Source organism: Caulobacter sp. FV2ye17ST, from assembly GCF_058680955.1.
This window is the reverse complement of record NZ_CM178727.1, coordinates 1586583-1605454: the sequence shown is the minus strand read 5'-3', so window position 1 is coordinate 1605454 and position 18872 is coordinate 1586583. Positions and strand designations below refer to the sequence as shown.

The 18872-nt window shown below is 66.9% G+C and carries 19 protein-coding genes, 1 tRNA gene and 1 pseudogene; 5 read left to right on the top strand and 16 right to left on the bottom strand.

The genetic code is table 11. The features are described 5' to 3' along the window. Positions 1 to 24: 24 nt before the first annotated feature. Both ACW17V_RS07800 and mipZ read right to left on the bottom strand, forming a co-directional pair. Positions 25 to 450, bottom strand: a complete 426-nt coding sequence (locus tag ACW17V_RS07800; RefSeq protein ID WP_492108282.1) for a J domain-containing protein — start codon at positions 448 to 450, stop codon at positions 25 to 27. Between the two features lie 39 nt (positions 451 to 489). Continuing rightward, entirely contained in the window at positions 490 to 1326 is an 837-nt protein-coding gene (mipZ, locus tag ACW17V_RS07795) for a division plane-positioning ATPase MipZ (protein ID WP_492108281.1), read from the bottom strand. Positions 1327 to 1527: 201 nt separating this feature from the next. Between mipZ and panC the strand changes: the two genes are divergently transcribed. Continuing rightward, entirely contained in the window at positions 1528 to 2406 is an 879-nt protein-coding gene (gene panC / locus ACW17V_RS07790) for a pantoate--beta-alanine ligase (protein ID WP_492108280.1), read from the top strand. A gap of 174 nt (positions 2407 to 2580) precedes the next feature. On the opposite strand, the gene ACW17V_RS07785 is transcribed toward panC, so the two are convergent. The 6 genes from ACW17V_RS07785 to ACW17V_RS07760 are packed head-to-tail and all read right to left on the bottom strand — an operon-like array spanning position 2581 to position 9284. Further along, positions 2581 to 2979: a DUF1489 family protein gene (locus ACW17V_RS07785; RefSeq protein WP_492108279.1), complete on the bottom strand. Its 399-nt coding sequence runs from the start codon at positions 2977 to 2979 to the stop codon at positions 2581 to 2583. 19 nt (positions 2980 to 2998) lie between these two features. Beyond that, a complete protein-coding gene (locus tag ACW17V_RS07780; protein ID WP_492108278.1) occupies positions 2999 to 4960 on the bottom strand; it encodes an acetyl/propionyl/methylcrotonyl-CoA carboxylase subunit alpha in 1962 nt (653 codons plus the stop codon). Between the two features lie 9 nt (positions 4961 to 4969). Continuing rightward, entirely contained in the window at positions 4970 to 6271 is a 1302-nt protein-coding gene (locus ACW17V_RS07775; RefSeq protein ID WP_492108277.1) for a DUF3667 domain-containing protein, read from the bottom strand. Between the two features lie 39 nt (positions 6272 to 6310). Continuing rightward, positions 6311 to 7150 (bottom strand): enoyl-CoA hydratase-related protein, encoded by an 840-nt coding sequence (locus tag ACW17V_RS07770; protein ID WP_492108276.1) that lies wholly within the window; start codon positions 7148 to 7150, stop codon positions 6311 to 6313. Continuing rightward, positions 7147 to 7689 carry a GNAT family N-acetyltransferase gene (locus ACW17V_RS07765; RefSeq protein ID WP_492108275.1) on the bottom strand — a complete coding sequence of 181 codons (543 nt, stop codon included), beginning with the start codon at positions 7687 to 7689 and terminating at the stop codon, positions 7147 to 7149. The genes ACW17V_RS07770 and ACW17V_RS07765 overlap by 4 nt, the downstream gene beginning before the upstream one ends. Before the next feature lie 2 nt (positions 7690 to 7691). After that, positions 7692 to 9284 (bottom strand): carboxyl transferase domain-containing protein, encoded by a 1593-nt coding sequence (locus ACW17V_RS07760; protein ID WP_492108274.1) that lies wholly within the window; start codon positions 9282 to 9284, stop codon positions 7692 to 7694. Positions 9285 to 9462: 178 nt separating this feature from the next. On the opposite strand from ACW17V_RS07760, the gene ACW17V_RS07755 reads away from it, so the two are divergent. After that, entirely contained in the window at positions 9463 to 11235 is a 1773-nt protein-coding gene (locus ACW17V_RS07755; RefSeq protein WP_492108754.1) for a patatin-like phospholipase family protein, read from the top strand. Here the strand turns inward: ACW17V_RS07755 and ACW17V_RS07750 are convergent. Beyond that, positions 11213 to 11989 (bottom strand): methyltransferase domain-containing protein, encoded by a 777-nt coding sequence (locus ACW17V_RS07750; RefSeq protein WP_492108273.1) that lies wholly within the window; start codon positions 11987 to 11989, stop codon positions 11213 to 11215. The genes ACW17V_RS07755 and ACW17V_RS07750 overlap by 23 nt on opposite strands. Before the next feature lie 142 nt (positions 11990 to 12131). On the opposite strand from ACW17V_RS07750, the gene ACW17V_RS07745 reads away from it, so the two are divergent. Both ACW17V_RS07745 and ACW17V_RS07740 read left to right on the top strand, forming a co-directional pair. Next, on the top strand, positions 12132 to 12299 hold the full coding sequence (locus ACW17V_RS07745; RefSeq protein WP_492108272.1) for a hypothetical protein: 168 nt from the start codon (positions 12132 to 12134) through the stop codon (positions 12297 to 12299). Between the two features lie 94 nt (positions 12300 to 12393). Beyond that, positions 12394 to 12479 (top strand): annotated as a pseudogene (locus ACW17V_RS07740) (hypothetical protein). Between the two features lie 104 nt (positions 12480 to 12583). On the opposite strand, the gene ACW17V_RS07735 reads toward ACW17V_RS07740, so the two are convergent. The 6 genes from ACW17V_RS07735 to ACW17V_RS07710 all read right to left on the bottom strand — a co-directional run bounded on the left by ACW17V_RS07735 (position 12584) and on the right by ACW17V_RS07710 (position 17661). Further along, on the bottom strand, positions 12584 to 13738 hold the full coding sequence (locus tag ACW17V_RS07735) for an isovaleryl-CoA dehydrogenase (RefSeq protein WP_492108271.1): 1155 nt from the start codon (positions 13736 to 13738) through the stop codon (positions 12584 to 12586). 78 nt (positions 13739 to 13816) lie between these two features. Then, positions 13817 to 15088 (bottom strand): lysozyme-family localization factor SpmX, encoded by a 1272-nt coding sequence (spmX, locus tag ACW17V_RS07730; RefSeq protein WP_492108270.1) that lies wholly within the window; start codon positions 15086 to 15088, stop codon positions 13817 to 13819. Between the two features lie 102 nt (positions 15089 to 15190). Continuing rightward, complete coding sequence (mgtE, locus tag ACW17V_RS07725) at positions 15191 to 16645, bottom strand: magnesium transporter (protein WP_492108269.1); 1455 nt, start codon at positions 16643 to 16645, stop codon at positions 15191 to 15193. Between the two features lie 153 nt (positions 16646 to 16798). Next, a tRNA-Leu gene (locus ACW17V_RS07720) sits at positions 16799 to 16885 on the bottom strand. Between the two features lie 90 nt (positions 16886 to 16975). Continuing rightward, positions 16976 to 17371: a hypothetical protein gene (locus ACW17V_RS07715; RefSeq protein WP_492108268.1), complete on the bottom strand. Its 396-nt coding sequence runs from the start codon at positions 17369 to 17371 to the stop codon at positions 16976 to 16978. A 38-nt stretch (positions 17372 to 17409) separates the two neighbouring features. Continuing rightward, positions 17410 to 17661: a FliM/FliN family flagellar motor switch protein gene (locus ACW17V_RS07710; protein WP_007670373.1), complete on the bottom strand. Its 252-nt coding sequence runs from the start codon at positions 17659 to 17661 to the stop codon at positions 17410 to 17412. Between the two features lie 71 nt (positions 17662 to 17732). Between ACW17V_RS07710 and lipB the strand changes: the two genes are divergently transcribed. Beyond that, complete coding sequence (gene lipB, locus ACW17V_RS07705) at positions 17733 to 18458, top strand: lipoyl(octanoyl) transferase LipB (protein WP_492108267.1); 726 nt, start codon at positions 17733 to 17735, stop codon at positions 18456 to 18458. Here lipB and ACW17V_RS07700 read toward each other — a convergent pair. Next, on the bottom strand, positions 18455 to 18859 hold the full coding sequence (locus ACW17V_RS07700) for a DUF805 domain-containing protein (RefSeq protein ID WP_492108266.1): 405 nt from the start codon (positions 18857 to 18859) through the stop codon (positions 18455 to 18457). The two genes, lipB and ACW17V_RS07700, sit on opposite strands and share 4 nt — an antisense overlap. Positions 18860 to 18872: the final 13 nt, after the last annotated feature.

Sequence of the window (18872 nt, the reverse complement as noted above, 5' to 3'; positions counted from 1 at the left end):
GCGCCCGGGCTCTTTTCTTGACCGCTAGGGCTTCAGAAGACGATCGCGCGCCGCATTGAGCTGGGCCGCCAGCCCCGCCGTGCCGCCCTTGTCGGGGTGGGCCAGACGGATCAGGCGGGCATGGGCTGAGCGGATTTCCTCGGCGGTGGCGTCAGGTCCGACGCCAAGGATCGAGCGGGCTTCGGTCAGGGTCGGCCCGGACATAGCGGGCGACGCAGGCTTGCGGATCGCAGGTCGCCGACGCGCCTCGGAGGCGCTCCAAAGACCGACAATGCCCAGGACGATACCCGTGCCCCAGCCGCCGCGAATGGTGGTGTAGGCCGCGCCCGCAAAGGCGGCCAAGGCGACGACGCCGGCGCCCACGCGCCAGCCATCCCCTTTTAGGAACGGCTTTCGGCTGCCCCAGAACACCAGGGCCAGCACGATGCCGCCAAGCAACAGATAGATCATCACAAATCCGGACGCGCTCAGGCAGCCCCCGAGGGGCCCCTACTGAGCGGCGAGCAGAGTTTCCCCGGAATAGGCCGAAAGACCAAGCGAATGCATCAGGGCGCGCAGTTCCTGGCGGGCGGCCAGGTGCTGCAGCGACACCGGCACCGGGCGAACCTGGGGCGACAGGTCGGCGATGGTCAGGCCGAAGGGGAACAGTTCGCGATAGATCACCCGGTCGCGCAGGCCAGGGCCCATGCGAAAGCCGACCCGTTTGGCCAGCGACGTAAGGCGGTCTTCCAGACGCTTGCGGTTACGGGCCTCGGTGGTGGCCAGGCGGTTGCGCAGCACCACCCAGTCCAGCGCCTGGCGCTGGCCGCTCATGGCGCGCGCCTTGCGGGCTTCCCAGACGGACTGGGAATAGAGGCTGGGCGTGGTCAGTTCCATGGTCACCGGATCGACGTGACCCAGCATGTCGAAATCGACGAAGCTGTCGTTCATCGGGGTGACAATCAGGTCCGCGCGACCATGGGCCAGGCGCGAGATGGCGGTGTCACCGCCGGGCGTGTCGATCAGGACGAAATCGGCCTCTTCCAGCCCGCGGGCGAAGGCGATCTCGAAGCGCTCGATCTGCTCGCTCTCGGGCGCGGCGGCCAGGGCGATGTCGTCCTCGCTGAGGCGAAGCTGGATCGGCTCGGGAAGCGGAAGCTTCTTGTTCTCCAGCCAGGCGCGGCGGTTCTCGAAAAAGCGCATGGAGGTGCACTGGCGCAGGTCCAGGTCGATCACCGCCACCTTGGCGCCGCCGTAAAGCAGGGCCGTCACGAGATGCACGGCGATGGTGGACTTGCCCGCCCCGCCCTTCTCGTTGCCGACCACGATCACGCGCGTTTCAGCCATGTGCTCGCTCCTTCGTTCGCCGCGACTCGCGCGGTCAATGAAAGGTTAACATGCACGCAACGGCTCAGCCGAGAGGTCATCGCATTGTTCCACAGGCCCTTTTGTCGCAGGGGTGGCGCACGGGTCGCCTATTGTGCGGCGCAGTAGACGCCGCCGCGCCGCTCGGCCATAAGCCACGCCTGTTCGCAAAGGAGGCCGTCGATGCCCCAAGCTTCCCCGACCCCAGTTTCCCCAACCATCGTTCGCACCGTCGCCGATCTGCGCGCCCAGGTCGCCGCCTGGAAGGCCGCCGGCGACCAGGTCGCCCTGATCCCGACCATGGGCGCCCTGCACGAGGGACATCTGACCCTGGTCAAGCTGGGCCAGACCCGGGCGCGGCGCACCGTGGCCAGCGTCTTCGTCAACCCCAGACAGTTCGCCCCGCATGAGGATTTCGACGCCTATCCGCGCGGCGAGGCCGCCGACGCCGAAAAGCTGGCCTCGGTCGGCTGCGACCTGATGTTCGCCCCCTCGGCCGCCGAGATGTATGCGCCGGGCTTTTCGACCGCGATCAATGTTTCGGGCGTGTCCGAGCCGCTGGAAGGCGCGGCCCGTCCGCAGTTCTTTGGCGGCGTGGCGACCGTGGTGGCCAAGCTGCTGATCCAGTGTCAGGCCGACTACGCCGTGTTCGGCGAGAAGGACTACCAGCAGCTGCAGGTCATCAAGCGGCTGGTCCGGGACCTTGATCTGCCGGTCGAGATCGTTTCGGCGCCCACCGCCCGCGCTGACGATGGCCTGGCCCTGTCTTCCCGCAACGCCTATCTGTCGGCCGAGGAACGCCAGATCGCCGCCGCCCTTCCGAGAGCCCTGCGCGCCGCGGCCCAGGCCGTGGCGGAAGGCGGACGCATTGATGAGGCGGAAGCCGCGGGCAAGGCCGCGCTGAGCAGCGCCGGCTTTGGCCAGATCGACTATCTGGATATCCGCGAGGCCTCTGATCTGTCCAAGCTGGGTCCCGGACCGATCGGAGACGCGCACGGCCGCATCCTGGTGGCCGCCTGGCTGGGCAAGACCCGCCTGATCGACAACATGGCCGTGGGCTGACCCGCAGGATCAGTCCATCGGGTGCAGCGCGATCAGCAGCCCCACGACCAGACTGACGAACATCAGACCCACGCCGATCACTGCGTACAACGCCCTCATCGACTTGCCCTCTATGCCTCTGCAAGCAGGATGCACGCCTTGGGGTTGTTTTTTTGCTAACGATCGCGTTAAAATCTACCAGGCGCCCAGTTCACGCAGCTGACGGGCCAGGTCCAGAGGCATGTCGGCGGCCTCACTTTCCGTCAGATCGGCCGGCGCATCCTCGGCCGGCAGATAGCGCCAGCCCTGAAAGGCCCGCCTGGGCTGCGGAACCACGCGGATGATCGGCGGGTCGACCGTCACCTCGCAGCGCTTGGCCGCGCCCTCGCCCACCGTGTCGATGGCCAGGATCTTCTGGCGGCACAGGATCTGGCCCTTGAACACGCGATAGAGCGAGCCGCCGTCCAGCACCTCGTCGACGCGCTTGGGCGTCATGCGGGTGTGCATGATCCACGGCTCGCCGGCCTTGTGCCAGGCGACGAGGTCGTCGATCGTGTCGCAACCGACGACCAGCTTGATGATGTGCAGGGGCATGGGCGGGTGATAGCGCGGATCAGGCGGCCGGTTCCAGCCTGGCCAGCACCACGCCCTCGCTGACCTGACCGCCGGCGACCGCAGAAAGCTCGGCGACCACGCCGTCGAACGGCGCGGCCAGGGCGTGCTCCATCTTCATGGCCTCAAGCGTCAGCAGGGTCTGGCCCTTGACGACGCTCTGGCCGGCCTCGACCGCGACCGAGACGATCTTGCCCGGCATGGGCGACAGGATCGCGCCGTCCGAGGCGGCCGAATGGGCGCCGCCGCCCTGATAGCTGAAGTCGAACTCCTGAACGTCGCCGCCCTCGAACACCCGCAGGGGGCCATCGCCATGCGCGCCGGGCAGGACATCGACATCGTCCAGAGCACGGCCGTCCTCGACGGTGATGTCCCAGGACCAGTCATCACCGCGGCCACCGGCCAGGGCGACGCGCAACGGGACCTTGCGGCCGTCGATGCTCATCGGCAGGTCCATGGCCGCGCGCGGCGCGTTCATGCGGAAGCCCAGCAGACGCGACGGCGCGCTGACGAACGGATCGGCCTTGGGCTGATCGGCGTCCATGAAGCGTTCCAGATGCTGGCCGATGGCCGCCAGAGTCGGGGCGTCAGAGAACGTACGCTCGACCAGTTCGTCCAGCCGCGCTTCGATGAAGCCGGTATCGACCCGCCCCTCGACGAAGTCCGGATGGCTGGCGCAGCGGGCCAGGAAGGCGGCGTTGGTCTTGACGGGCCACACCTCGACCAGGCCGCAAGCCTCGGCCAGACGATGGGCGGCGTCCTCGCGATCGACGCCATGGGCGATCAGCTTGGCGATCATCGGGTCGTAAAAGGGCGTGACCTCGCCGCCCTCCTCCACCGCGCTGTCGACGCGCACGTCGCCCTCGGGCAGGCGGAAATGCTTCAGCTTGCCGGTGCTGGGCAGGAAGCCGGTGACCGGGTTCTCGGCATAGAGGCGCGCCTCCATGGCCCAGCCGTCCAGCGTGATCTCGTCCTGCTCCAGCGGCAGGGGCTCGCCCGAGGCGACCCGCAGCTGCCACTCGACCAGGTCCTGGCCGGTGACCATCTCGGTGACCGGATGCTCGACCTGCAGCCGGGTGTTCATCTCCATGAACCAGATGCGGTCGGCGCGCAGGCCCTCGCTGGCGTCGGCGATGAACTCGACCGTGCCGGCGCCCACATAGTTCACGGCCTTAGCGGCCTTGACGGCGGCGGCGCAGACGGCCTGGCGGGTGGCCTCGTCCATGCCGGGGGCCGGAGCCTCCTCGATGACCTTCTGGTGACGGCGCTGCAGCGAGCAGTCGCGCTCGAACAAGTGGACGACATTGCCGTGGCTGTCGCCGAACACCTGCACCTCGATGTGGCGCGGGCGAGTGACGTATTTCTCCAGCAGCACGCGCTGGTCGCCGAAGCTGGCGGCCGCCTCGCGCTGGCATGAGGCCAGGGCTTCGGCGAAGTCAGCGGCCGCCAGCACCTTGCGCATGCCCTTGCCGCCGCCGCCCGCCACGGCCTTGATCAGCACGGGGTAGCCGATGATGGCCGCTTCCTTCGAGAGACGCTCGACCGACTGGTCATCACCCAGATAGCCGGGAGTCGTGGGCACGCCGGCGGCGATCATCACCTTCTTGGCGGCGTCCTTCAGGCCCATGGCGCGGATCGCCGACGGCGGCGGACCGATCCAGACCAGACCCGCATCGAGCACCGCCTGGGCGAAGTCGGCGTTCTCGGACAGGAAACCATAGCCGGGGTGGATCGCCTCGGCGCCCATCTGCTTTGCGGCCGCCAGGATCTTCTCCGGGACCAGATAGCTCTCCCGCGCCGGGGCCGCGCCGATCAGGATGGCGCTGTCGGCCTCCATCACGAACGGCGCGTCGGCGTCGGCCTCGGAATAGACCGCGATGGTCCGCACGCCCAGCTCGCGAGCTGTGCGGATGATCCGGCGGGCAATTTCGCCGCGATTGGCGATGAGGACGGAAGAGATCAAGGGCTGGGCCTACATTTGGTAAAGAGTGAAAATCATCAAGCCGACCACCAGGATCCCGAAGGCCGTGGCGCTCATGATCCAGACGATAAAGGTCTTGAGCAGCGCGCCAAAAATGCTGGAGCCATAACCGCCGCGCAGGGTCTGGAAGAGATTGATCGGCACCCACAGCGACAGGATGCCGAAATACATCGCCTGCACGGCGTGCGGTAGAATCAGACCCAGGGCGTTAGCCAGGAATGAGAACGACAGCAGGTTGGTGGCCACCAGCAGGTGGTCGTAGATGAAGTACTGGCGCTTGTTGACATAGACCAGCGCCAGGCTGAGGCCCATGATCGGCAGCAGCAGCACCGCCAGACGATGCGCCCAGCCGAACATGACCAGGATGTAGTAGTCCGGGTTCTCGACGGCCTTGGCCGTGCGCTCCTTGAGCCAGTTGCCATTGACCACGGGGCTCTGGAAATTGACGGTGTTGCTGGAGTGCGCCTTGGTCTCGGAATAGATCACCGCGGGCCTGGTTACGGGCCTGCCGTGCGGACTGTCTTCGGCCATGGCCTGGGCCTGGGCTCCCAGGGCGTCTGGCCCCTGCTCTAATGACAGGCTGCGGATCTGGTCGGCGGCGGCCTTGCCCGTCAGCTTGTGCGCGAGCTCCTGCGCGACCTTGGGGTCTTTTTCGATAGCGTCGGCCCTGGCGATCTTCGCCGCATAGCGGTCCTGAACCTTTTGGACATCCTCGGCATAGCTGGCGGCAACACTGGCCTTGTCCTGGTCGGGATCCTTCAGCGCTTCGTCACGCTCGCTCGCGGCCTCTTTCAAGGACTCGTCGCGCACTTCGACCGCCTCGGCGCGCCGTCTAGCGGCTACCTTGGCTCGGCCCTCCGGCGTCGCCAACTCAGCGGCGCGGTGCTCTGCCGCGACCTCATCCTGGTGCTTGATCTCATGGATCGCGTGCTCGGCCGCGAAGATGAACAACAGCAGAGCCACAAGGAACGTGCGGAACGGCGGGACATGCCGCGCGATCCGGCCTTCCATATAGTCCTTGGCCAGCACGCCGGGCTTGAACAGCAGCAGCGGCAGGGTCTTGGCCAGGCGGCCATCGAGGTGGAACATCCCCTCGATGGCTTCCCAGATCAGGTGCAGGATCGTGCGGTGATGGGTGTCGGCGTTCTGGCCGCAGGAATGGCAATACCAGCCTTCCAGCGTCGTTCCGCAGTTCGCGCAGGGCTGGCCCTGCCCGTCGAAAGGCTTCTTCTTTCTGCCCCGGAAGACATCCGTGATGGAGTCCGCCGTCGCCGCTTCGAGTTCACCCGTCATACCGCCCCCGGTCCCCTGAAGTCGTGTCGTGAATCGCGCCTAGATTGACCAGGCCGGTTTACGACGCGCGAGGAAGGCGCGCACCCCTTCCTGGCCCTCTTCGGAGACGCGGCGGCGCGCGATGCGCTTGGCGGTCTCCTCGACCAGGCCCTTGTCGAGTTTCTGATCAGCAAAGTCGTTGACCAGCGCCTTGGCGTCGCCGATCGCGCCGGGGGCGCAGGCGGACATCTCCTCGATCAGGGCGTCGCGCGCCACCTCAAGGCCGGCGACATCGTCGAACACTTCATCGACCAGGCCGTAGCTCCAGGCCGCATCCGCATCAAACACCCGACCCGTGGCGAACAGCAGCTTGGCCGTGCGCGGGCCCAGGGCCGCGATGACATAGGGGCTGATGGTCGCGGGGGTGAGGCCCAGCTTGACCTCCGAGAAGCTGAAGGTGGCGTCCGCCGTGGCCATGGCGTGATCACAGGCCGCGACCAGACCGGCGCCGCCGCCGAACGCCGGGCCTTCGACCAGGGCCACGGTCAGGGCCGGCACGTCGTGCAGGGCCTTGAGCATGTGGGCCAGCTCCAGAGCGTCGAGACGGTTGTCGTCCTCGCTCCAGTCGACCGCGTCGGCCATCCAGCTCAGGTCGGCGCCGGCGCTGAACGCCCCGCCCATGCCGCGCAGGAACACCACCCGGACGCCCTCGGCGCCGTGCAGGGTCTCGAACGCCTCGCGCACGGCCGCAATGGTCGCCGCATCAAAAGCGTTCTTCTTTTCGGGCCGGTTGATCCAGACGGTCACCGCCCCTTCGGGCGTGCTTTCCAGGTGAACCAGCGGGCTCACGGCGTCGGTGTCGGGAACTTCGACAATCGGATCGGCGATAGGGTTGGTCATCGGTCTGGGCCTTCCTGAACTCTGGGCAGACAGTACATCACATGCGGTCGCAGCGGGTGGTCCCGAGACAGGCCCGGATGATCGAAATCCCGGCGCTCGTCGCGCAGGAAACCCAACCGCCGCATGACCGCCTGGGACCGAACGTTCGAGCGGGCCGTAAAGGCCAAGATCTCGTCGACGGGCAAACGCGCGAAGCCGTCGGCGAGGATCGCCGGCATGACGCCAGAGACCAGGCCGCGCCCCACGGCGTCGGACCTCAGACGCCACAGGGCCTCGACGCCCTCGACCCCGAACTCGCCGTCCAGGACATGCAGCCCCGCCGCGCCCACGGCCTCGCCGGCCTCATCCAACACAGCCCAGACGCCCCAGCCCTTGTCCGCGATGTGCGCCGCCACCCGTTCGAAGGTCGAGCGGCTGCGCTCGGCGTCCATCGCGCCGCCCAGCCACTGGGCGACCAACGGATCGCGGTTCAGCGCTTCCCAAGCCGGGAACAGCGCCTCAGTCCAGGGCAGCAGTCGAGAATGCGGCGGCGTCGGCATGGCTACATCCTGAAGACGCCGAACGTCGTCTCCGGAATCGGCGCGTTGAGGCTGGCCGATATGGCCAGACCCAGGACGTCGCGGGTTTGCGCAGGATCAATGATGCCGTCATCCCAGAGGTGAGCAGTGGCGTGGTAGGGATTGCCCTCGTCCTCGTACTTCTGGCGGATCGGGGCCTTGAAGGCCTCGGCCTCCTCGTCCGTCCACTTGCCGGCGTCGCGGTGGACGGTGGCCAGCACGCTGGCGGCCTGCTCGCCGCCCATCACCGAGATTCGGCTGTTGGGCCAGGTGAACAGGAAGCGCGGGCTGTAGGCCCGGCCGCACATGCCGTAGTTGCCGGCCCCGAAACTGCCGCCGATCAGGACGGTGAACTTGGGCACCTCGGCCGAGGCGACCGCCGTGACCAGCTTGGCGCCGTCCTTGGCGATGCCGCCGGCCTCGTACTTGCCGCCGACCATGAAGCCCGAGATGTTCTGCAGAAAGACCAATGGAATCTTGCGCTTGCAGGCCAGTTCTATGAAGTGCGCGCCCTTGACGGCGCTTTCGCTGAACAGCACCCCGTTATTGGCCAGGATCGCCACCGGCTGCCCCCAGATGCGGGCGAAGCCGCAGACCAGGGTCGTGCCATAAAGCGCCTTGAACTCGTCGAACTCGCTGCCGTCGACGATGCGGGCGATGACCTCGCGCACGTCATAAGGCGCGCGGACGTCGGTCGGGACGATACCGTACAGTTCCTCGGCGTCGAACAGCGGCGCCCTGGTTTCGGTGATCACCAGCTCGGCTGGCTTCGTGGTGTTGAGATTGGCGATGATCGAGCGGACGATCTCCAGCGCGTGCTCGTCATCATTGGCTACGTGATCGACGACGCCCGACCGGCGACCGTGGGTGTCGGCCCCACCCAGTTCCTCGGCCGAGATGACCTCACCCGTGGCGGCCTTCACCAGCGGCGGACCGGCCAGGAAGATGGTGCCCTGGTCGCGGACGATGACGGTCTCGTCGCTCATCGCCGGCACATAGGCGCCGCCGGCGGTGCATGAGCCCATGACGCAGGCGATCTGGGCGATGCCCGCCGCGCTCATCCGGGCCTGATTGAAGAAGATGCGGCCAAAATGGTCGCGGTCGGGGAACACCTCGGCCTGGTGGGGCAGGTTCGCGCCGCCGCTGTCGACCAGATAGACGCACGGCAGCCGGTTCTGGGCCGCGATCTCCTGGGCGCGCAGGTGCTTCTTCACCGTCATCGGGAAATAGGCGCCGCCCTTCACGGTGGCGTCATTGGCGACGATCATCACCTCGCGACCCGACACCCGGCCGATGCCGGTGATGACGCCGGCCCCAGGAGCCTCGCCGTCATAGAGGTCGCAGGCGGCCAGCTGGCCGATCTCGAGGAACGGCGAACCCGGATCCAGCAGACGCTCGACCCGCTGGCGCGGCAACAGCTTGCCGCGCGCCACGTGGCGCTGGCGGGTCGCTTCAGAGCCCCCCAGGGCGGCCGTGGCCACCCGCTGGCGCAACTCTTCGACAAGTCCGCGATTGTGGATGGCGTTGCGGGCGAAGGTCTCGCCGGACGGATCGATAACGGAGTTCAGCTTCGGCATGTGAGCGGCATAGCCTTTTACATTCAAACCCGAAAGGCGGTAGTTTTCGCCTCTCGCCATCCACTAATCCGCGAAAACCCTCCGCGAACGGTCGTATCCAGGGCGCGACAGTCGGACCGATCGCGCCCCGATGGTCAAGCCTTGCCATTCAAGCTAGCGTCCCGTCGTGGGAACGACTCTGGACGCCTTCGACGACTCAGCTCTGGCGCGCCTGTTCGCCCGTGAGCGGCGCGACGGGGTGGCGTCGTGGTTCTCTCTGCCTGGTGGCGCGACGCTGTATGCCCCGGGCGAGCAGGCCGACCAACTGTATTTCCTGCGCACCGGTCGCCTGGGCGCCTTCCGGCGCGAGGAAGGCCAGGAGCCGCAGTTCCTGGGGGTGATCCGTCCAGGCGAGCCGGCCGGCGAGATGGCCCTGATCGGCGGCACGCCGCACTCGGCCAACCTGGTAGCGTTGCGCGACAGCGAAGTGCTGGCCCTGCCCCGCGCCGACTTCTTCGAGGCGGCCGAGCGCGACCCCAAGGTGATGCTGGAACTGTCGCGGCTGATGATCCGCCGCGCCCGCCAGGCCCAGACCCATGCGGCGATCGGCGATCCATCGGTCTTCGGCTTCATCGCTGTCGAAGCGGGCCAGGCGATCCGGCCCGTCGTCGAACGGCTGGCGCGCTGCATGGAAGCCCTGGGCTATTCGGTGACGGTCGAGGGCGCCGAGTCGCAGCTGGCGCCGACCGAGTGGTTCAGCAATGTCGAGCGCGAGCACGACTTCGTCCTCTATGTGGCCGAGGCTGACGAGACCCAATGGAAACATGTGGTGGGCCGGCAGGTCGACCGCCTGTTCCGGGTCGGGCGCGGCGAGCGCCAGCCGCCGGCGACCATTCCGTCCTATGCCTCCGGCCCGCTGCAGGCCCAGCGCCTTGTCGACCTGATCCTGCTGCAGTCGGGCAGCCTCAAGCAACCCCAGGGCTCCGAGGCCTGGATGGAGGCCACCAAAGCGGCGCGGCTGTTCCATCTGCGCGAGAACGGCATGGCCGACGTGGAGCGTCTGGCCAGAGTGCTGACCGGCCAGTCGGTGGGCCTGGTGCTCTCGGGCGGCGGCGCACGCGCCTATGCCCATATCGGCGCCATCGAGGCCCTGCGCGAGCGCGGCATACCCATCGACTTCGTCGGCGGAGCCTCGATGGGCGCGGTGATCGCGGCCGGCCTGGCCATGGGTTGGGACGACGGCGAGATGGAGACCCGTATCCGCAAGGCCTTCGTCGAATCCAGCCCTGTCGACGACATCGCCTTCCCGATGATCGCCATGACCCGCGGCGACAAGGTCAAGGCGCGGCTGCAGGAGCACTTCGGCGACGTCCAGATCAGCGACCTGTGGCTGCCGTTCTTCTGTGTCTCCTCGAACCTGACCTCGGGATCCTATCACCTGCACCGGCGCGGCCGACTGCACGACGCCCTGCGCGCCTCGATCTCCCTGCCCGGCGTCCTGCCGCCGGTGTGCGAGAACGGCGCCGTGCTGGTCGACGGCGCGGTGATGAAGAACTTCCCGGCCGACGTCATGCGCGCCTTCCAGCTGGGCCCCATCGTCGGGGTGGACGTCACGCGCGGCCGCAGCATCACCGACGAGGACGTGGTCACGCCGCCGTCCCTGTGGAAGTGGATCTGGTCGGGCGAGTGGCGCAAGGGACCGCCCATCGTGGCCCTGCTGATGCGCGCCGCGACCGTCTCGACCGGCCGCGATCTGGCCGCCAGCCGGGAAGCCTCGGATGTACTGATCACGCCCAAGCTCGACAAGATCGACATCCGCGACTGGCGGGCGTTCGCACCGGCCGTGGCGGCCGGCAAGATCGCCGCCGCGATCGCCCTCGACGGACTGGACCGGCCGGTCGCCGACCTGCGCCGCCGCCCCAGCCTGGCCGAACGCGCCCGCGCCGCGCTCAATGCCGCCGGGCGAGGATGAACATCCGGGTGAACGGAAACAGCGTCACGCCGTCCGCGCGACGCGGATAGTCGCGCGCCAGCCGCGCCCGCCAGGCGTCGAGGAACGCCGCCTTCTCGTCCGCGTCGGGCAGGGCGTCCAGGTAGGGCAAAAGGGTCGTGCCCATCGTCCAGTCGACGATCGGATCCTGGCCGTGCAGGGCGTGCAGATAGGTGGTGGTCCAGATATCGATCTCGGGACACAGCGGCGCCAGCCAGGCGTAGTAGTCGCGCGCATCGTGGGATGGCCGCACCCCCTCGACGCCCGCCAGCCGCCGCGCCCAGGGGCCGGTCGCGACGATCTCGGCCAGAGTCTTTCGCCAGGCCACGTCGGTCACCAGCGGCATCTGACAGGCCAGTACGCCGCGCGGCGCCAGGGCGTTCGCCAGGCGCGGAAACAGGGCGGCATGGTCGTCGACCCACTGAAGAGCGGCGTTGGTGAATAGCAGATCGATCGGGCGCTCGGGCGCGAAGCCGGCGATATCGCCCAGGATCCAGTCCACCCGGCTGGAAAGTCCCCTCGCCCGCTCCAGCATCTGGGGACTGGAATCCAGGCCATGCACCGTCGCCTCCGGATGTCGGGCCGCCAGCAGAGCGGCCTGCTCCCCCGCGCCGCAGCCCAGGTCCCAGATTTCCGCCGGATGCAGGTCACGCGGCAGCGCGGTCAAAAGGTCCAGCGCCGGTCGCTCCCGATAGCTCCGATACAGGGCATAGATGTCGGGGTTCCAGGCAGACATAGGCGTGGCCTTCATTTCAGGTGCGACAATTGGCGCGCGGCGGACACTGCGCCGCCCCCGTTAACCTCTTGGTTAATGCGCGATTCATTCTATATCTAAGTCAGGTCTCCGACAGAGAGACCTTTGGGAAGGACGCCAATCCATGCCTCGACCCGTCAAGCTCACGATGGTCGTTGATCGCCGCAAGGATGCGGCGGGGATGATACCGCCCCATTCTCACAGGCTTTACTTGCCCCGCCCGATGATGATCGGCGCGACACTGCTGTTCTGGGCGGCGGTTGTTGTGGGCCTCAAGCTGCTGGCGTCCTGATTTCAGGCGGCAAGGCTGCGTCAAGCGGTCGCGAGAATAGCCACTTCCCTCTTCGCGGAATTCGCGCTCATATCCTCCTTGTGTTGTTCAACATCTGAAAGGAGGTGACCAGTGTCTCATTGTCTCCAACCGAGGTCGCGCATCGTGACCTGGAGCCTGAAGATCGAGGTATCCGCCTAGAGGCGTTGAATCGCTCAAAGGTTTCAGTCACGCCGCGCACCGCGGCCACGACGATGGAGGGCCGTTCCGGGCAACCGGAACGGCCCTTTTTCATGCCTTGAGGGTCAGCCGCCGACCAGTTCGCGACCGATCAGGAAGCGGCGGATTTCATTGGTGCCCGCGCCGATGTCGTACAGCTTGGCGTCGCGCAGGAACCGCTCGACCGGCCACTCGCGGGTATAGCCTGCGCCGCCCAGGGCCTGGATGGCCTCCAGGCAGGTCTGCACGGCGTTTTCCGAAGCCAGCAGGATCGCGCCGGCGGCGTCAAAGCGAGTGGTCTTGCCCGCATCGCAGGCCCGCGCCACGGCATAGACGTAAGCCCGGGCCGAGTTCAGGGCGACATACATGTCGGCCACCTTGCCCTGCATCAGCTGGAACGAGCCGATCGCCTGGCCAAACTGCTTGCGCTCGCGGACATAGGGCAGAACCACGTCCAGGCACGCCTGCATCAGGCCCAGGGGCCCCGCCGCCAGCACCGCGCGCTCATAGTCCAGGCCGCTCATCAGCACGCCGACGCCGCCGCCCACCGGACCCATGACGTTCTCTTCCGGGACTTCGCAGTCCTCGAACACCAGCTCGGCGGTGTCGGAGCCACGCATGCCCATCTTGTCGAGCTTCTTTGAAACGCTGAAGCCCTTCATGCCCTTCTCGATCAGGAAGGCGGTGATGCCGCGATCGCTGGTCTTGGCGTAGACCACCAGGGTGTCGGCGTGCGGGGCGTTGGTGATCCAGAACTTCGTGCCGTTCAGCACATAGCGATCGCCCTTCAGCTCGGCGCGCAGCTTCATCGAGACCACGTCAGAGCCCGAACCGGCCTCGCTCATGGCCAGAGAGCCGACATGCTCGCCGCTGATCAGCTTGGGCAGGTAGCGGTTCTTTTGCTCGGGCGTGCCCCAGCGACGGATCTGGTTCACGCAGAGATTGGAGTGGGCGCCATAGGACAGGCCCACCGAGGCCGAGGCGCGGGAGATTTCCTCCATCGCCACCACGTGTTCGAGATAGCCCAGGCCAAGGCCGCCGAACTCTTCCTCGACGGTGATGCCGTGCAGGCCCAGGTCGCCCATAGGCACCCAGAGCTCGCGCGGAAATTCGTTGGTTTCATCGATGCGCGCCGCGATCGGGGCGATCTTGTCGGCCGCGAAGCGGGCGGTGGTGTCTCGGATCGCGTCGGCCGTTTCGCCCAGCGCGAAGTCCATCGAGGGTGCGGAATTTGTCATCATGCCCACTCGCATAGCACAAACGCCCGCGGATCAACGAGACCCGCGGGCGTTCATGCTCACCAGCTTTTCAGCCGGGCTCTAGTCTTCGTCGCCCTCGTCGGGACCGGCCAGCTTGCGCAGCAGCAGATAGGCCGAGACCACGAAGCAGATCGCGCCGATCATGCTGGCGCCATAGCCGAACATCTTGATCTGCGAGAAGCCCGGACCCGAGGCGACGGTGAGGATCCACAGGACCCCGCCGCCGAACATCGCCAGGCCCAGCACGCCCAGGCTGACCAGCAGGCTGAGGTTGCCGAAGCGCGGCGCTTCCGGCTCGGCGAACGGCACGTCCAGCGTGCTGAGGGCCACGTCCTCGCTGGTCGAGAATCCGTCCAGATTGAACACCGAGGGCGAGGTCCGCGTGGCGGTCTCGAACAGGGTCGGCTCGACGGCGGCGGCCGGCGGCGGCGTAAACTCGGCGACTTCGGCGACCGGTTGCGGCACGACCGGGGCGACAGGCTCCGGGGTCAGACGGAACGGCGCGCTGACGGTCTCTTCGAAATCCTCATAGAGAACGGCGGCGGGCGGCGCGGCGGCCGGAACCGGGGGCTCGGGCAGCACCAGATCGTCGCGAACGACGGCCGGGGCATCCGGAGCAGCAACCGGCGCGGGCTTGTCGGCCAGGATCGCTTCCAGACGCGCGCCGACGGCGGCGGCGGCCTGTTCGCTGGCGGTCGGACCTTCCTCGTCGGGAACGACGATGGCCAGAGGCGCGCCGTCCTCGCGTTCGACCACGGCGCGGTCGCCTTCGAAGCGGGTCATGACGGCGGCCGGCGTCTGCTTGGGCACCGAGCAGCTGGCGTCGTAGTCGACCTTGGGCCGCAGGACAGGACTGGGCGCCGCGATCCAGACGCCGTCGGCCGGCGTCAGGAACAGCGCCTTCTCGGCCGAGCGGCGACGGACCAGGGCGTCGATGACGATACGCTCGCCCTCGAAGTCGGCCTTGCGCCACATCTCCATGGCGCAGGCGGCCTGCAGCAGCGAACCCTCGTTGATCCGGCGCAGCACGCCGGAGCGGACGAAGTTGTCGAGCCCGATGTTGAAGGCGAAACAGACCAGCGCATCGAACTGGTTCTGGTTCAACGGCGCATAGGTCTGTTCGTTGACCGCATGGGCCACCGAGATCAGATCGTAGAGAAGGAGGGCCTCGGCGTCCTTTTCCGAAACGGTCGCCCCACCGCGTGCGGTGAGGGTGTGGCCGTAACCGATCGTCCAGCGCCCATCGGGGAGCTGAGCGGCTTTCATCCGGTAGCCTTCGAATCTCTTGATGAGATCGACGGCGGCGCGGGAGACCTGATGACGCGGTTTCATCGCGAAGAATGACCCAGTTTGAGACAGACGCAGTTGCGTTCGTCTCTCTCCCGGCAAGATAGGGGCCGGTTTGGGTGTTCCCGTGACGCGGGAGCGATTTTTCTAGTGCAACAGCAGGGCAGCGATCAGCAGGACGGCAAAGAATCCCGTGAAATCCGTAAGGAAGGTCACGAAGATCGACGACGACACCGCCGGATCCCGTCCCATCTTCTCCAGGGCCAAAGGCGCCAGGATGCCGCCGACGGCGGCCGTGAAGATGTTGGTCACCAGGGCCAGACCCACGATGATCGCCAGCTTTCCGTGCTGATCCTCGGGACCGAAGATCATGTAGGTGGCCGCGCCCATCACCAAGGCAAGACACAGGCCATTGACCAGGCCCACGGAAACCTCGCGCAGCACGATCCGGCGGGCGTTGGCCGTGGTCAGCTCCTTGCTGGCCAGGGCGCGCACGGCCACGGCCAGACTTTGGGTGCCTGCATTGCCGCCCAGGGACGAGACGATGGGCATCAGGATGGCCAGGGCCACCAGTTGGGCGATCTCTTCCTGGAACACCGCCACGCCGCTGACCGCGATGCTGGCGGTGACCAGGTTCAGCAGCAGCCAAGGCAGGCGCGCGCGGACGATGTCGATCACGGTGGCGTCGCGACCGGCGTCAGAGACGCCGGCCAGGGCGAGAATATCCGCCTCGGCTTCTTCGCGGATGACCTCGACGATGTCATCGACGGTGATCTGCCCCACCAGCCGCCCGCCCGAGTCGATGACCGGGGCGCTGATCAGGTGATATTTGTCGAAGATGTAGGCGACCTCTTCCTGGTCCATCTCGACCTGAATTTCGGTGACCGCTTCCATCAGGTCGGCCAGCCGCGTCTCGCGGCGGCTGCGCAGCAGCAGGCTGATCGGAATGGCGCCGACGGGCTTGTAGGTGGGGTCCACCACATAGACGTCGAAGAACAGCTCGGGCAGAGAGTCGCCGGCCTCGCGCACATGATCGATGGTGTGACCGGCGGTCCAGAACTCGGGAGCCGCCAGGAACTCGCGCTGCATGAGGCGGCCGGCGGTCTCGTCCTCATAGGACAGGGTGGTCTCGATCGCGGCGCGATCGACCTCGCCCATGGCGGCCAGCACCTGATAGCGCTTGGTGTCGTCCAGGTCGTCGATGACGTCGGCGGCGTCGTCGGTGTCGAGTTCTTCCAGCGCGCGGGCCAGGGCGACCGACGGCGTGGCCTCCAGCACCTCCTCGCGGATATTGTCTTCCATCTCGGCGAGGATCTCGCCGAGCGCCTCGGGATCGAGAAGCGGGATGACCTCTTCGCGATAGGCCGAAGACAGGAAGCCCATCAGGTCGGCGACGTCGGCGGGCTCCAGCGCGCCGACCAGCTCGCGCAGGCGCTCGGTGTCGCCGCTGTCGGCGGCGTCGATCACCATGTCGACATATTCGGGATTGAGCGCGTAGTCGTCGCCCAGCGCCAGATCTTCGAGATCCTCGGGCGTGGCGGCCTTGGGGAACGGAGCCCTGTCCAGCGCGTCGTCGGTCAGTTCGGCGATGTCCCGGGTCATGGGGGCCTCCTGAGCTCTAAGGGCGTGGCGTGCTGGCGTGTTCCGATGGGGGCGAGGCCCGCTTCCCCAAGGAAAGCCAAGCCCAGAAACGATTAGAGCGCGCCCAGCGAGTCGGAAACCGATTTCGCCAAGCGCGCTCTAGTAGGTTTCACCTGGTGCGGTCGAGAAGACTCGAACTTCCACGCCCTTTCGGGCACAGCGACCTCAACGCTGCGCGTCTACCAATTCCGCCACGACCGCACGTGGTGAGGGGCGGCTGGTAGCAAACTGAATCTGGTTTGGAAAGGGCAGAGTTGCGACTCTCTTGTCTGTGCGAAGGCGCGACCGAGCTCAGTTGGCTTTCGCCCGCCGCAAGCGAAGCAGCTCCGGCGGCGCATCGCCGACTTTCAACATCACGCCGCGCCTCACAAAACGCCCCGAGACGGGGATTGCGTCTGCCCCCGCGGTGCCAGCTTGGTCGATCCAACGAGACAGATAGGTGAACTGAATCTGGTCGCCCAGGATCCTGGCCGGGAAAACCTCAGCCCCATTGCACCAGCCCTCGCAGAGCTCGAACTCAACTGTCGGATTGGGGCCGTCTCGCACTTCAAGGCGAGCACCGACGTAATCGTCCGCCTCATCTATGTATCGGAGATTGTCATAAAATCCGGAACGATTGGCCTTGCCCGACCACGCCGTGACCGGAAGGACAGTCAGAAGAATGGCGATGCCAAGCACTCGGATCATGGCCTAGCTAGCCACAACCCTAGTGCGAATGGCTAGGCCTAAACGCCGCCGGCCATATAGTCATAGACGTCGGCGGCGCGCGTCACCTGGATGGCGATGCGATCGTCGCTGATCTGGATCTCGCCGCGGGCGATCGGGTGGTTGTTGGCCAGGATCCAGACCTCGTCATTGGTCTTGGCGTCCAGCGGGATCACCGCGCCGCGGCCCATGCGCAGCAGCTGCTGCATGGGAAGGATCGAGCGCCCCAAAAGAACGGAGATCTCGACATTGACGGCGTTGACCTGGCTCACGAACTAAGGCCCCTAAAATCGACTCTCGACCATTCTTGGTCGCGCCATCGAGATTGCAAGAATAGGGCCGTATGCTTGATCGCCCGTTAAGCCTTGAAAATAAAGGAAACCCGCTTCTGGGACGCGGCGATGACGCGCCCGTGGGGTGGGCGGTTTCGACCGATTATGTCCCCTACCCGGCAGCCGTTGCCGCCATGGAGGCGCGCGCCGCCGCCATCGCCGAGGGTGCGGCGGGCGAACTGGTCTGGCTGCTGGAGCATCCGCCGCTCTATACCGCCGGCATATCGGCCAAGGGCGCGGACCTGATCGAGCCTGATCGCTTCCCGGTGTTCGAGAGCGGACGCGGCGGCCAGTACACCTATCACGGCCCAGGCCAGCGGGTGGCCTATGTGATGCTGGACATGACCAAGCGCGGCCGCGACGTGCGCGCCTTCGTCGAGGCGCTGGAGGCCTGGATCATCGACGCACTGGCCGCCTTCAATGTGGTCGGCGAGATGCGCGAGGGCCGGGTCGGCGTCTGGGTCGAACGCAAGGGCGCGGGCTGGTCGCGCGAGGACAAGATCGCCGCCATCGGGGTCAAGCTGCGCAAGTGGGTCAGCTTTCACGGCATCAGCCTGAACGTGGAGCCCGACCTTGGCCACTTCTCGGGCATCGTGCCCTGCGGCCAGACCGAGCACGGAGTGACGAGCCTGGTCGATCTGGGCCTGCCCGTGACCATGGACGAGGCCGACGCGGCCCTGAAGGCCAGCTTCCAGCGGGTGTTTGGGCCGGTCGAGGACGCGGAAGCGCCGGTCTAGATCGAAACCGTCTTCAGCGGCGGCGGGCCATAGCGGTTGGCTCCCTGCTCGCTGCCCATGACGCCCAGCTCGACGATCGCCCACAGGATGGCGATCGAGAACACGAAGTCGAGGAAGTGCTCGGGCTGCGGCCACACGGCCACGACAGCCACCAGGATCAAGGCGGCGAACCACCCCGATCGACCACGGTCATGCAGGCGCTTGGACAGCACGCAGGCGCCCGAAAACAGCAGGGCCGGATAGACCAGCCAGCCGGTCAGCCAGTGCAGGGTGTAGCCGGCGATGGCCTCATAGATCACGGTGAAGCCGATCAGCACGGCGGCGGCGATCAGAAACGGCGTGCGCGACAGCCGCCCGTTGGACGACAGGAACAGCTCCGCCCATTCAGTCTGACCGTTCATTCGCCCTGGCTCC

Coding starts and splice junctions, on each gene's coding strand:
- spmX (WP_492108270.1), bottom strand. CDS start 15,088: ATGAAACCGCGTCATCAGGTCTCCCGCGCCGCCGTCGATCTCATCAAG.
- ACW17V_RS07700 (WP_492108266.1), bottom strand. CDS start 18,859: ATGAACGGTCAGACTGAATGGGCGGAGCTGTTCCTGTCGTCCAACGGG.
- lipB (WP_492108267.1), top strand. CDS start 17,733: ATGCTTGATCGCCCGTTAAGCCTTGAAAATAAAGGAAACCCGCTTCTG.
- ACW17V_RS07715 (WP_492108268.1), bottom strand. CDS start 17,371: ATGATCCGAGTGCTTGGCATCGCCATTCTTCTGACTGTCCTTCCGGTC.
- mgtE (WP_492108269.1), bottom strand. CDS start 16,645: ATGACCCGGGACATCGCCGAACTGACCGACGACGCGCTGGACAGGGCT.
- ACW17V_RS07745 (WP_492108272.1), top strand. CDS start 12,132: ATGCCTCGACCCGTCAAGCTCACGATGGTCGTTGATCGCCGCAAGGAT.
- ACW17V_RS07800 (WP_492108282.1), bottom strand. CDS start 450: ATGATCTATCTGTTGCTTGGCGGCATCGTGCTGGCCCTGGTGTTCTGG.
- ACW17V_RS07785 (WP_492108279.1), bottom strand. CDS start 2,979: ATGCCCCTGCACATCATCAAGCTGGTCGTCGGTTGCGACACGATCGAC.
- mipZ (WP_492108281.1), bottom strand. CDS start 1,326: ATGGCTGAAACGCGCGTGATCGTGGTCGGCAACGAGAAGGGCGGGGCG.
- ACW17V_RS07760 (WP_492108274.1), bottom strand. CDS start 9,284: ATGCCGAAGCTGAACTCCGTTATCGATCCGTCCGGCGAGACCTTCGCC.
- ACW17V_RS07735 (WP_492108271.1), bottom strand. CDS start 13,738: ATGATGACAAATTCCGCACCCTCGATGGACTTCGCGCTGGGCGAAACG.
- ACW17V_RS07765 (WP_492108275.1), bottom strand. CDS start 7,689: ATGCCGACGCCGCCGCATTCTCGACTGCTGCCCTGGACTGAGGCGCTG.
- ACW17V_RS07775 (WP_492108277.1), bottom strand. CDS start 6,271: ATGACGGGTGAACTCGAAGCGGCGACGGCGGACTCCATCACGGATGTC.
- ACW17V_RS07770 (WP_492108276.1), bottom strand. CDS start 7,150: ATGACCAACCCTATCGCCGATCCGATTGTCGAAGTTCCCGACACCGAC.
- panC (WP_492108280.1), top strand. CDS start 1,528: ATGCCCCAAGCTTCCCCGACCCCAGTTTCCCCAACCATCGTTCGCACC.
- ACW17V_RS07750 (WP_492108273.1), bottom strand. CDS start 11,989: ATGTCTGCCTGGAACCCCGACATCTATGCCCTGTATCGGAGCTATCGG.